The organism is Ruegeria sp. HKCCSA071, from assembly GCF_017872555.1.
GTDB lineage: Bacteria > Pseudomonadota > Alphaproteobacteria > Rhodobacterales > Rhodobacteraceae > Ruegeria.
The window spans coordinates 22,770-35,363 of record NZ_JAEDOX010000003.1 but is presented as its reverse complement, the minus strand read 5'-3'; the positions used below and the strand labels follow the sequence as shown (position 1 = coordinate 35,363).

General features: G+C 58.4%; 14 protein-coding genes and 1 pseudogene. 6 read left to right on the top strand and 9 right to left on the bottom strand.

The genetic code is table 11. From position 1 onward, the window contains the following. Positions 1-10 precede the first annotated feature (10 nt). Positions 11-619: a DUF308 domain-containing protein gene (locus I9188_RS09810; protein WP_209505712.1), complete on the bottom strand. Its 609-nt coding sequence runs from the start codon at positions 617-619 to the stop codon at positions 11-13. 62 nt (positions 620-681) lie between these two features. After that, positions 682-1,380, bottom strand: coding sequence for an NAD-dependent deacylase (locus I9188_RS09805; RefSeq protein WP_209505714.1), 699 nt, complete (start codon positions 1,378-1,380; stop codon positions 682-684). Between the two features lie 27 nt (positions 1,381-1,407). Between I9188_RS09805 and I9188_RS09800 the strand changes: the two are divergent. Then, positions 1,408-1,851, top strand: a pseudogene (locus I9188_RS09800) (low molecular weight protein-tyrosine-phosphatase). On the opposite strand, the gene I9188_RS09795 reads toward I9188_RS09800, so the two are convergent. From I9188_RS09795 to I9188_RS09785, 3 genes are all read right to left on the bottom strand, one after another. Beyond that, positions 1,848-2,801 carry a LysR family transcriptional regulator gene (locus I9188_RS09795; protein WP_209505716.1) on the bottom strand — a complete coding sequence of 318 codons (954 nt, stop codon included), beginning with the start codon at positions 2,799-2,801 and terminating at the stop codon, positions 1,848-1,850. The pseudogene I9188_RS09800 and the gene I9188_RS09795 sit on opposite strands and share 4 nt — an antisense overlap. Positions 2,802-2,866: 65 nt before the next feature. Then, on the bottom strand, positions 2,867-3,175 hold the full coding sequence (locus tag I9188_RS09790; RefSeq protein ID WP_209505718.1) for a hypothetical protein: 309 nt from the start codon (positions 3,173-3,175) through the stop codon (positions 2,867-2,869). 173 nt (positions 3,176-3,348) lie between these two features. Beyond that, a complete protein-coding gene (locus tag I9188_RS09785; protein WP_209505720.1) occupies positions 3,349-4,569 on the bottom strand; it encodes a hypothetical protein in 1,221 nt (406 codons plus the stop codon). On the opposite strand from I9188_RS09785, the gene lepA reads away from it, so the two are divergent. From lepA to I9188_RS09770, 3 genes are read left to right on the top strand one after another with little or no spacing between them, the layout of a single operon-like run. Further along, entirely contained in the window at positions 4,516-6,315 is a 1,800-nt protein-coding gene (gene lepA / locus I9188_RS09780; protein ID WP_209505722.1) for a translation elongation factor 4, read from the top strand. The genes I9188_RS09785 and lepA overlap by 54 nt on opposite strands. 5 nt (positions 6,316-6,320) lie before the next feature. Next, the gene (locus I9188_RS09775) at positions 6,321-7,439 is read left to right on the top strand and encodes a hypothetical protein (RefSeq protein ID WP_209505725.1); all 1,119 of its coding nucleotides are present in this window, start codon (positions 6,321-6,323) and stop codon (positions 7,437-7,439) included. Further along, complete coding sequence (locus tag I9188_RS09770) at positions 7,436-7,819, top strand: hypothetical protein (protein WP_209505727.1); 384 nt, start codon at positions 7,436-7,438, stop codon at positions 7,817-7,819. Before I9188_RS09775 ends, I9188_RS09770 begins: the two co-directional genes overlap by 4 nt. A 328-nt stretch (positions 7,820-8,147) precedes the next feature. Here I9188_RS09770 and I9188_RS09765 read toward each other — a convergent pair whose 3' ends face one another. Further along, positions 8,148-8,870: a hypothetical protein gene (locus I9188_RS09765; RefSeq protein ID WP_209599608.1), complete on the bottom strand. Its 723-nt coding sequence runs from the start codon at positions 8,868-8,870 to the stop codon at positions 8,148-8,150. A 303-nt stretch (positions 8,871-9,173) separates the two neighbouring features. Here I9188_RS09765 and I9188_RS09760 point away from each other — a divergent pair, with 303 nt between their 5' ends. After that, a complete protein-coding gene (locus I9188_RS09760; protein ID WP_209505731.1) occupies positions 9,174-9,623 on the top strand; it encodes a hypothetical protein in 450 nt (149 codons plus the stop codon). Positions 9,624-9,724: 101 nt separating this feature from the next. Here I9188_RS09760 and I9188_RS09755 read toward each other — a convergent pair whose 3' ends face one another. From I9188_RS09755 to I9188_RS09745, 3 genes are all read right to left on the bottom strand, one after another. After that, a complete protein-coding gene (locus I9188_RS09755; protein WP_209505733.1) occupies positions 9,725-10,141 on the bottom strand; it encodes a type II toxin-antitoxin system Phd/YefM family antitoxin in 417 nt (138 codons plus the stop codon). A gap of 830 nt (positions 10,142-10,971) precedes the next feature. Then, entirely contained in the window at positions 10,972-11,109 is a 138-nt protein-coding gene (locus I9188_RS09750; protein ID WP_209505735.1) for an entericidin A/B family lipoprotein, read from the bottom strand. Between the two features lie 60 nt (positions 11,110-11,169). Next, complete coding sequence (locus tag I9188_RS09745) at positions 11,170-11,511, bottom strand: metalloregulator ArsR/SmtB family transcription factor (RefSeq protein WP_209505737.1); 342 nt, start codon at positions 11,509-11,511, stop codon at positions 11,170-11,172. Positions 11,512-11,870: 359 nt separating this feature from the next. On the opposite strand from I9188_RS09745, the gene I9188_RS09740 reads away from it, so the two are divergent. Then, on the top strand, positions 11,871-12,503 hold the full coding sequence (locus I9188_RS09740; protein WP_209505739.1) for an ATP-dependent Clp protease proteolytic subunit: 633 nt from the start codon (positions 11,871-11,873) through the stop codon (positions 12,501-12,503). Positions 12,504-12,594: the final 91 nt, after the last annotated feature.

Below are 12,594 nucleotides of genomic sequence, written 5' to 3'. Positions count from 1 at the left end.
GCGGATAGTGCTATTTGTTGATGGTTTTCATACCGACGCGGTCGCCCGCCTGCCGGAACCGCGAGGCCAGCCAGAACATCACAGCGGCCATGGCCAGCGCCGAGAATGCGATACCCCATCCCAGTGCAACCAGCGCCACTGCCGGCCAGATCATCAGAACAAGCCCGACCACAAGCGCGACAAATCCCGAGACGCGCATGGAACCGCGTTGCGGGTCACTTGGATGCATCTGCCCGGCAGCCGCCAGGGATCCGATCCCGATGATCAGCGCCCATGCACCCAACAGGAAAAACGCCAGTTTCACCGTGCCCTCCGGCCAGATCAGCAGGATAAGCCCGATCAGAAGCGCGCCGATCGCGGCACCACCCAGCACCCCGCGACGGCCAACACCCAAAAGCGTCAGCCCACCGTCGAGGATCAGCAAAACACCGACCAGCCGCAGCAGCAGCGCGATGCTGCCCGATGGCCAGAACAGCGCCGCGATGCCCACAAGCCCGGCCAGCACCCCGCGCAGCAGAAAAGTCCACCACAGGCTGGAAAGCTGTTCCCCCAGCATGTCGCGCCCGGCCATGCTGCCGTCATCCAGGATTTCACCGGTGCGGGGGTCTTGATCAGTCATGGCGCATCCTCCAGTCGCTATCGCAGATAGTGTACACAAATTAAGCCAGCGTTGTCTGTAGCTTAAGAATTTTCCGCAAGAAGCTGACCGACCCATCGCGGAACCGTTTCGGATGCCCTGCCGACAATGCGCTCGTCAAAGCCCGACGGCCCGGTCGTCGGTTCCAGATTGATCTCGACCGTCCGCGCACCCGCCGCCTGCGCCTCGTGGACAAAGGCCGCCGCCGGATAGACCTGACCCGAGGTGCCGATGGCGGCAAAGATCGATGCGCTGGCAAGGTGGTCGTAGATGTCGTCCATGTAATAAGGCATCTCACCGAACCAGACCACATCGGGCCGGGCGGTGGGCTGGCCGCAGGCGGGGCAGGGCTCGGCAACGGCCATCTCGGGCGGTGCCGGCCAGCGATGATCACACCCGGAACACAAGGCACCCGCCAATGTGCCATGCATGTGGATGACACCCGTCGCACCGCCCGCTTCATGCAGGCTGTCGACGTTCTGGGTCACGATCACGACCTCTGCGGGCCAGCCCTGCTGCAATCGGGCCAGCGCCATGTGGGCCGCGTTGGGCTGCACAGCGGCGGCCTGAACGCGGCGCGCATTGTAAAACCCCTGCACCAAGGCGGGATCGCGGGCAAAGCCCTCGGGCGTGGCCACATCCTCGATCCGGTGCTGCGCCCACAGCCCGCCTTCGTCGCGGAAGGTGCTCAGCCCGCTTTCAGCCGAAATCCCGGCCCCGGTCAGAATGACGATCTTTCCCATATCCCCTCCGCGCGTTACACCTTGGCCATGACACACCGTATCCTCTTTGTCTGCCTGGGCAATATCTGCCGCTCTCCCGCGGCCGAAGGCGTCATTCGCGCCCGCGCACCGCATCATGCAACCGACAGTGCCGGAACCATGGGCTGGCACGCGGGTAATCCGCCCTAAGGCCCGATGCAGAAGGCCGCAATCCGCAGAGGCATTGACCTCGGCGACCTGCGCGCGCGCCAGTTCACCGTTGCGGATTTCGACCGGTTCGACCTGATCATCGGCATGGATGACCAAAACATTGCCGATATCGAAGGCCTGCGCCCGCCGGGCAACAGCACGCCGGTTCGCCTGCTAACGGATTTCGCCCCTCAGACCGGTGCCGATCACGTACCCGATCCGTATTACACGCGGGATTTCGACGGCGCGCTGGACCTGATCGAAGCAGCGGTTGACGGGCTTGCCGCCCATCTGGATGGCTAGCCGCCGGTCACCCGCAACTGGCCGCTCAGCCAGGGCAGCTTGGCGACCGCCGGGTCCACGATCTGGTTCTGCATCAGACGCCGGGTCATGCCCGCAACCTCCCGCGGGACCTGATCGGACCACTCGGTTCGCGCCAGCAGCGATATGTTGCGCGAGAATTCTCCGAACGGGGCAGGGTGCGCCTCCAGCCCCTCATGGAACCGCGCCGCGCGCATGAAGCCCAGCGGCGTGGTGATCGCCCAGCCCAGACCCCGCGCCACCATGGCCATCAGCGCCATGTGCGAGCCGATCTCGAACCGCTCCTCGAACACCTGCGAGCGGCGCGCCAGATGCGCCTCGATCTGGCGGCTGATCAACTGTTCGCGGGCATAGCGCAGAAACGGCAGTCGCTCCTGCACGGCCTCGACCCCGCCCGATCCCTGCGGCGCCACCAGAATGAACGGATCGTGGACCAGCGGGTATTCGACCACCCCCTCCAGCACTTCGCCGCTATGGGCGGTGACCGCCATGTGAAGGCGCTGCTCGGCCAGGGCCTCAAACAGATCAAGGCTCGACAGGGTGATCAGTTTGAATTTCGACCGGGTCAGGCTGTCGGCCAGCAGGGTGGCCAGCCGCGGCGTCAGGTCATTGTCGAAATCGTCAATCAGCCCGATCGACAGCGTGGTCAGATGCCCCAGATCCATGACCGACAGCTCGCTCTGGGCCATGTGCAGCTCGGCCAGAACCGCCTCGGCCCGCGCAAGGAAACTGCGCCCCGCTTGCGTCAGCCGCATCGGCCGCCGTCCGTGGTCGACCAACTCGGCCCCCAATGCGTTTTCCAGATTGCGCAATTGCTGCGAAACGGATGGCTGGCTGAGCCCCGTGATCTCGGCGGCCTGCGCCACCGATCCCGTCCGCGCCAAAGCCTCGAACACTTCAAGGCCCCGCAGGGTCAGCCCTTTCATTACCATGCAACACACCTTTCGCTGCGCCTTTCTGGGACGCAGCGTGGATCAGGTCAAGCATTCTGAACGGGTTAGCTGCAGATCGCCTGCGCCATCTGGCCAAAGTTCTGGTACCGATCCCACAGCGCATCATCGCGCGCGGTTTTCGACATCTTCAGCACCTGCGCCTGATGCGGGTTCTTGAACCATTTCGCCACGGTCTTCTGATCACTGCGCGTCAACGCCTGATCCGCCACGCGCTGAATGCAGCTGCACCGGTCCCGCGTCGCGGCCGAGCGGTCCGACGCCATGCACGCCTGCCTGATCTGCGCCGCATCCGCGACCTGAGCCACCGCCGTCAGCGATGCCGCACAAAATGCGATAATGAGGAACTGTTTCATACTCGAGCCTCGTTTTTGCCTGCCCGGACGGGTCTTGCGCCCCTCTCGGTCTGCAGCGGAGTATGAATCAAACGGGCCCGCGGATCAATCATACGTTGCGAAAAAGTGATTGCACGATCCGGAAACGATACATTCCCACCACCCCCGTAGGCCGGGCTTCAGCCCGGCATTGGTCAGTGCAAGTACGGCAGCCAGTCTTCGATGGCTTTGATCAACGCTTCAATTTTCTCTGGATACTTTGCAGCATACCCTGCTCCTGTCGCAGGAATTCCCCACTTGATCAAAGTATCGACCGCAAGATCGCCTTTGCCTGCACACCATTTGAGAAATCCTGCCAATCCAGATTTGAACTTGCCCAGAATTGCTTCAATCCGCTCGCGAGCAGGGCGTTCCTCTTCCAAAGCCGTCGAGAGTTCTTCGGTCGCTTCCCAGATCAAGGTTATCGCGCCGGACAAACGTTCATCTTCGATGCTCTCAGGAGGGTTGTTCCCCCCGATGCCGTGGCGTGCTGAGGTTTGGACTGTCAAGCTTCTACCCAGGTCCGCCAAGGCTTTCTCGACCTGAAATCGAGCACGAATGCGTTCAATTGCATCCGCCACCGCTCTTGGACCAATGTTCCACACGGCGTCGTCGATTTGTGCCACCCGGAGTTGTTGATCCCAATCCAACGGGCGACCAACAAGGAACCCCGAGTACCATTCCCGAAACCAATCAGTGCCAAACTCATGAGTGATGATCGTCATCAATCGATTGGCACGCCATGATGCAAATGGGTTTTCTTCAGACCACAATTTCAAGACGAAAGGGTCTTCGGCAGAGAAATCGTCCTTGACCGCGCGATGAAGCAGACGTGTAGCGTCTCCTCGTAATTCGCCATCTGCACCGGCGGCCCCTCGAAAATAACTGTTCAGCCTGTAGATGGACGCTCGGCTGCAGGAATTTAGTTCACGTTCGCCTGTCAGCCCCGAGACCGTTTCCCGCAATACTCCGAACCGAAAGTCGAACTCGCCGGATTCTTCTTTGGCGACACGATCAAATTCGTCGCGCCGCGGCTTCAGGGGAACGAGTGCGTGTGCTTCCGGGGCTCCGACGGCACTGACAAGCAGGTTGAGATAGGCGCATAGGAAAGCGCGTAAGCGTTGCACATTTTTTTTGTCCGCCAGTCGGGTGGCAATACTGGTCGCGGCTGGTACTGATCTCACGGCATTTCGGCGCAGTACATCGCGCAATACGGATTCGCTGGCGTTCAGCTGCCATGCCTCAATTGTTTCTTTGCTCAGGTTCAGGTTGCTGTCGTTCTCCACCTTGACCGCCTTAAAAAACCCGCTAATACGCGGAACATGACAGACCTCGCTCATATCCGCAATTTCTCCATCGTCGCGCATATCGACCATGGCAAATCCACCCTTGCTGACCGGCTCATCCAAGAGACCGGGACAGTGCAGGATCGTGACATGAAGGAACAGCTGCTCGACAGCATGGATATCGAGCGCGAGCGTGGCATCACCATCAAAGCCAACACCGTCCGCATCGACTATACCGCCGATAATGGCGAGACATATGTGCTGAACCTGATCGACACCCCCGGCCACGTGGATTTCGCCTACGAGGTCAGCCGGTCGATGCGTGCGGTCGAAGGCTCGCTGCTGGTTGTGGACAGCACCCAAGGGGTCGAGGCGCAGACGCTGGCGAACGTCTATCAGGCCATCGACGCCGATCATGAGATCGTGCCGGTCCTCAACAAGATCGACCTGCCCGCGTCCGATTGTGACCGCGTGGCCGAACAGATCGAGGACGTGATCGGCATCGACGCAAGCGACGCCATCCGGGTCAGCGCCAAGACCGGGCAGGGCATCCACGAGACGCTGGAAGCGATCGTGCACAAACTGCCCGCGCCGCAGGGTACTCTGGACGCGCCGCTCAAGGCGATGCTGGTGGATTCGTGGTACGACGCCTATCTGGGCGTCATCGTTCTGGTCCGCATCATGGACGGCACGCTGAAAAAGGGGATGCGGGTCAAGTTCATGTCGAACGGCACCCTGCACCATGTCGACCGCGTCGGCGTCTTCCGCCCGCAAATGCAGATGATCAACAGCCTCGGCCCGGGTGAGATCGGGTTTCTCACCGCCTCGATCAAGCAGGTCCGCGACACCCGCGTCGGCGACACCATCACCAATGACCGCAACGGCACCGAAGTCGCACTGCCGGGCTTCAAACCCGCACAGCCGGTGGTGTTCTGCGGCCTCTTCCCGGTGGATTCCGCCGAATTCGAAGACCTGCGCGACGCGATCGAGAAGCTGGCGCTGAACGACGCCTCATTCTCGTATGAAATGGAAACCTCGGCCGCGCTTGGCTTTGGCTTCCGCTGCGGCTTCCTTGGCCTGCTGCACCTCGAGGTCATCCGCGACCGGATCGAGCGTGAATACGATATCGACCTCATCACCACCGCGCCCAGCGTGATCTATCACGTCTACATGAAAGACGGTGCGATGATCGAGCTGCACAACCCCGCCGATATGCCCGACCTGTCCAAGGTCGACCACCTTGAGGAACCGCGCATCAAGGCGACCATTCTGGTGCCCGACGAATATCTCGGCGACGTGCTGAAACTCTGCCAGGACCGCCGCGGCATCCAGATGGACCTGACCTATGCGGGCCAGCGCGCCATGGTCGTCTATGACCTGCCCCTGAACGAGGTCGTCTTTGACTTCTACGACCGCCTGAAATCGGTGACCAAGGGCTATGCCAGCTTCGACTACCAGATGACCGGCTACCGTCAGGACGCGCTGGTCAAGATGTCGATCCTTGTGAATGACGAACCGGTCGATGCGCTGTCGACCATGGTTCACCGCGACCGGGCCGAGATGCGGGGCCGCGCAATGTGCGAAAAGCTCAAGGACCTGATCCCGCGCCACATGTTCAAAATCCCGATCCAGGCCGCCATCGGAGGCAAGGTCATCGCCCGCGAGACCCTGTCCGCCCTGCGCAAGGACGTGACCGCCAAATGCTACGGAGGCGACGCCACCCGGAAACGCAAACTGCTGGACAAGCAGAAGGCGGGCAAAAAGAAGATGCGTCAGTTCGGGAAAGTTGATATACCGCAGGAGGCATTCATCTCTGCATTGAAAATGGATGGGTAATCTGTTTGTCTGAAGATATAAAAGAGTTTTTTGGTTCCATAGATTTTCGAGGTATAAGGTTCGAACGGGCAAATTTGCCTGTATCGATGCTCGACAATATCAAGGCTTACCAAGAATTGTTGCTGGATCTCGCCGAAGAAATTTGGCGGGAAAAGAACCCAGAACGAAAAAGGCTTCCAAGTAACTTTCGAAAGAACCTCTCACTGTCCTTCTCTCACATAGAAGACGGTAGCGCGGTTGCAGTTTTGAAGAGGGACGAGTCCATCTCGCCGGGTCTGCTTCCGGATGAATTCTCTCTAAATTACATGGCGTTGGCGCAATCTAGATTTCTGGAGACTGCAAGGGCAGCTAACGAGAACCGCAAAATAGAGGGTGTCCCTGCAAAAGCTCGCAACTCTCTAAAAGCTCTGCTTGCTGACCTACGATCAGATGAACGTTTAGAATTCGTTTCGAAAACGGGTAGGGATACAAAGCATCCGCGGGTCAGATTTAGCGAGAAGACGAGGGACCGTATTCTCGATAGTGCCGTAGATAATCGAGTTAAGAACATCGATAGTATCGGGATTGTCCGGTCTATCCTTGACGGTTCTGAGGAGATCGAAGTTCTCTCAGAAGTTGGTAAGTTTAAATATTTTGTCGGCAGGCAAGAGTTAAGAGCAAACAAGTACCCAATTGCTGGTTTTTGCGAGTTCTCGATTAAGGCAGTCTTGCAAGCAAACGGGTTGATAAAATCGGTCGAATCCCAACACGGCATTAGGGTATTGGACCCCGGGGTGGAATATGACCGGATTCGCGGAAAGATTGAAGAGTTTCGATCTTTTCCAGAGGGATGGAAAAATGGTTCGGGTCAAAGCCTTTCAGATGCAGCGCTAACTTTCGCGTCCGATGTTGGCGGCTTTATCTGTGGAATATATCAACAGATTTCAATTTTTCCTCAGGTGGATGGCAGTATCACTTTGGAGTTTTCAAAGGGCGATTGGGACATTGAAGTCAACTGTCGCGAAAAATACATAGAAATTGAAGTTTTTGATGATGAGATGGATACGTTGAACAGCCAAGTCTTTTTCGGATTATCGCCTAAGTTACTTTCTGCACTTTCTGATATCGATGGATTCGTTTCATGAGTGAAGAATGTATCCCATCTGACGAGCGTTTGTTCCATAACTTGCATCCGACGGATTATGACAACGGCAGGGTCAATAGCTCTGCGTTTAACCCTTCGGAGAACCATGAATATAAGTTGAGCGTCGATCGGTCTTCTATCCATGACGCTGAGCGGAGTTTTTCAATATTTACTTCACGAGGAAACAAGTCTGTCGGGGTTTGCGGCGTTATGTGCGCTGATTTTTCTGGCGAAGAGATTATTTGTTTTCCGGACGAAGTTGACGATAACCCTGCCCATGCGTTGGCGGATTATAGCCCGCATGGTGTCAGTCAACGAAAGAAAAAGGCAAAGAGGCTGGCCAAAAAAGCAGGATCATATGGGCTAGACTTTCAGCCTTAGTTCGCCAACCCACCCGCCCGGCGGCACCGCCGGGCCGCGCCGACCCGCCCCCGTCAAACCGAAGGTTTGCCTCCGGCAAAACGGGCGGCGCGTTTGCGCCCCTCTTCGGTTTCATCGACCACCCGTAGGGCGGGCTTCAGCCCGCCAATCCACCACTCCCCCATTTCTCCAACCCCAATCCACCGCGCATGGATCGGCTGTGTCCGGTGGCGGGCTGAAGCCCGCCCTACGGGGCGGGGTTGGTTTGGCGGTTGTATCTGCGCTTGCGCCGTTGGGTTCTGGCCGTTCGCTACCTTCGGGTCTGCGGGTCAACCGCCGAAACCACACCTCACCCGCGCGGGACCAAATGCAACCATTGCATCGGAAAGCCGCGCCCCTCGGACAAGATCGGCCATTTGAAATCATCCCCCAACCGGATAATCTCATCCATTTCGGACGTGTCGCGCACGCTTCCGTCCACATAGGCGATATCAAAATACCCGGCGCAGAACGCTTCGATCGCTTTCAGTTTCGCATCGCCATCCTCCACCATCTGGGGGTGCAGTTCGATCAGGAATTCCGATCTGCGGAAATGCGTCAGAAAATCTTCGGTCAACAGGCGGAATTCGACGCCCTCGATATCGATCAGAAAGAAGATGTCCGCCGGGTCGGGGGCCACGCTTGCGATGTTTTCAACCGTGTCCGTCAGCGCATCCCCAAACACCGTCACGCGGTCGCCCACACCGTTATGTTCCGCCGTTTCCCGGATGACATCCCGGCCTTTTGCCGAAACCTCAAAGCACACGCTTTTTTCGAACTGCCCCGCGGCCACCAGCCCGACGCCCCAAAAGCCGTCCGCCGCCCCGATATCCACCAGCACCGGCTTGTCCGAGCTGCTCAGCACCTTCAGGTTCTGCTGCTCATACAGGCCAAAGATTTTCGTGGCCGTATCCGAATGCCCGCCCCAGAATGCGTTTTCGACAAAGCGAAACCCCTTCATCGGCCCGCACAGCACCTGTCCGCGGCTTTGTTCCAGCACGAACAGTGAAAACTCGTTGCGGAACCTGCGCACAACGCTCTTGAACTCTCGATGTTGTCGTTTTGGAAATCGCATGTTCTGTCTGGGGCTTTTCAAGTTGGATCGGACGCCCCGGATGAGGGCAGTTGTTTGAAATCCCTGTTTAAGTTGTGGCGCGCGGTGTTGGAAGGAAAAACGCAATGCGCAATACCGGGCAGGGTGGGGTTTTCTTCTTGCCCACCTTTCCCGCGCATGAACCCTTGATGAAGTTTCCCTTAGGTAAGTTGTAACAGCCTCTCGCCCTCCCAATCTGTTCAGCAGGCCAGCAACGGCCGTGAACTCAAAAGGAGAGAGCCTATGACCAGATACATGACTGCCGGAGCAGCCGCTTTGGCCACGACCCTCGCCCTTGGAACGGCCGCGCTGGCCGATACCATGCCCGATCTGCGGGGCACATGGACGGGTAGCTATACCACTGTTCAACCCAGCCATTATCACAAAGGCGATCAACCCCGGATCAATCAGGCCGAATGGATGCTCGATGTCCAGGTGCAGGATGGCAATGTGTTCTGGGGGCCCAGCAAATGGCGCCGCGATGGCGATACCGAATGGTATGAAAACGAGGCCACCGGAACCATCAGCCTCGATGGATCAGGCAAAATCGGTATGGTCGAAACCGCCCCTCTGCTGATCGGGGCCAATGCGCTGATTGATGCGCGGTACGCGGATGGCAAGATCTATGCCGACTTCCGTAGCCTGCGGAACGGAACGACTTACAGCACCGTTCTGGAACGTCAGGTGAACTGAAGCGTTTCCGGCCCGGTCGGGTTGTTAAGGGGTATAAGCCGCCGTTGCTCACGGATTGCGGCGGAGGGGGTGTTGGTACCACCGCCGGGCCGGAACGCTTCTCAGAAACGGAACCAGCGTCTCCAGAGTGAGGAGACAGGCCGGGCGGCCAGTTCACCGCCTGCGACAGGATCCAGACCGCCCCGCGCAAGAATGCGGCGTTCCTCGGCGCGGGTCATCTGGATCTCGCGGACCTTCAGCGCGGCCTCGCGCGCGGTGACATAGCGGCCGTCCGGTCCCGGTTCCATGCCGGGGATGTTGCGCCCTTTTGACCACATCCCGCGCAGCCCCGACAGCGGGTGTTTCCATCCGATCTCCTCGTCATCCTGCAACTGCCAGATCCGGTTGGCCTCGGTCATCGAGACCAGCGCGGCCAGCGGCTTGCCGTGCCGGGTCAGGATGATCACCTCGTGCGGGTCCTGGGCGCGGGTGATCAGCGGCCCCAGATGGGCGCGGGCGTAGGAAATGGTGCAGCGCATCGGCGAATCTCCGTCTGTACGATTCGTAAGATTGGGGGTCCGAGCGTTGTACAAATCGCACAATTTCGGCCTAACGGTCCGCACGGAGCGTTTTGCACCCGCAGCATCGCAGGAATTTCGGGTGCCGGGGTCACGTCCGGTTTTTTCCGCCCTCAACCCTTCGCGGGATCGGGGATTCTCGGGTTATCCACAAAACTCTCCCGCCAGATATCAACATCTTATCCCCGTCTAATTTTCATGCTGCAGTGCTATTTTCTTGTCGGATGCAGGGCGTGGTGCAACAGTCATCTCACCGCACAGGGTCTTCGGAACCGGGGCGGGGCGCAAAGGCCAAGGGGGCCTGAGTAGAGAAGGGCGGATCTTAGGATTTGCGTTTAGCTGCAAGGGCTTACCGGTAGGTGATCAGCCGGAAATGGGTCGTAGACCCAGGTCGGGTGGCCATCTTCTCAGACGGCCAATGCATGTCGCGGTGGACCTTAGGGGACAAAGCGGCGGCTGCAGTCTCTCAGGGGGCTGGGGCGACTGGATCGGAGTGCTCCTCGGGGTACGTCGACCCGGTAAGGCGTCAGGGCGTATCCGAAAGGGTACATGCAAAGACCGCGTCTGCGCACCTGACGCCTTTTCCTTTGCCGAAATTCGGTTTCATACAGGCTACCACTCACCCCTGCCGAACGGGAACGGGGCTCTTCTGCGTGCGCGAAAGAGCCCCGATTTAGTGTCAGATATGCAATGCCGCGTCTATGCACCTGTAGGGCTAGACTACTGCGTATGGGCGCGCTCTTCAACCATATATTGCGTTAATGTCCGGCTCGCCCGCAAGATAAGCGCGCTTACAGGCTTTCCTGCACGTCCGAGGCTGCGTTCTGGATTGCATCCCCGGCCTTTTCGATATCTTTTCCCGCGCCTTTGGCGGTTTCACAGGCGGTCAGTGCAAACAGGCTCAGGCCAATCAGAATTACGCGGATCATGTGTGTCTCCTCAGTGCTCGATACGGATTCGGTAGCACCTTTCTCGACACCAAGCCAGAGCTAGCCTCTGTCGTCACCGCAGAACAGCTCGTACACCACCTCAAGCATCCGGCGCGGGCGATCATCGGCCAACCGGTAAAAGATGGTTTTGCCCTCTCTGCGCGGTATCACTAGCCCCTCCAGACGCAGGCGGGAAAGCTGTTGCGAAACAGCGGCTTGTCTGGCGGACAGCAGTTCCTCCAGTTCGGTGACAGATTTCTCACCGGACACCAGGTGGCACAGGATCATCAGCCGGCCTTCGTGACTGATTGCCTTGAGGAAGTTGGACGCGCGTGTCGCGTTATCGACCATACGATCCAGATCGTGTTGCGGCATGTCCTGGGACAGCTGTGGAAGTGCCATCGAATGTGTTCCTTGTGAACCCGTTGACCGGGCATAGTTTCCGTTACGTAAAGCTCGTCGCCTGCGAGCCACCTCAGTACATGTTTCGATCAATTATTGCTATATGTATGAATCAAAAAACCGTGATGAAAAAAGGGGAACCCGCAGCCGTTTTCCCCGCAGCCCATTTGGCAGGGCGTAATCACGGATAGGGTGCTGCTGCGGAACAGCGGCAGGTGTGACAATCCTATTGACGGCGGTCCACATTCATTCCGCGTTCTCACCGACACCCCCTTGCAGCCCCCCGGAGCCAACACTAAGACTCAGGTAACACTTGTTGGGATAATGTCCCGATCCACAGCAAAACAGGCAGGTTACGAATGTTCGATCCCGTAGATACCTACATGAATACGCTTGTCCCCATGGTCGTTGAACAGACCAGCCGGGGCGAGCGCGCGTATGATATTTTCTCCCGCCTGCTGAAAGAGCGGATCATCTTCATCAACGGCCCGATTCACGATGGCATGAGCCATCTGGTCGTGGCGCAGCTGCTGCACCTTGAAGCGGAAAACCCCAACAAGGAAATCTCGATCTACATCAACTCGCCCGGTGGCGTGGTGACCAGCGGTTTGTCGATTTACGATACAATGCAGTATATCAAGCCGAAATGTTCCACGTTGGTGATCGGTCAGGCGGCCTCGATGGGATCGGTTCTGCTGGCCGGCGGCGAGAAAGGGATGCGCTTTTCGCTGCCCAACAGCCGGATCATGGTGCACCAGCCCAGCGGCGGATATCAGGGTCAGGCCAGCGATATCATGATCCACGCGGCCGAGACGCAAAAACTCAAGGATCGCCTTTATGATATCTATGTGCGTCATACCGGGCAGACAAAAAAGGCGGTTGAAAAAGCGCTGGACCGTGACAATTTCATGAGCCCGGAAGAGGCCAAGGAATGGGGCCACATCGACGAGATCGTGGAAAACCGCGCAAAAATGGACGCGGATGAGGTCTGAGTTTCGGAGCCTGCACCACCGGTGCAGGAACCATTTTGAGATTGTAGCGGCCAAAGCGCTGGCCTAAGCTGCACGAACAGGCGAAAACGCA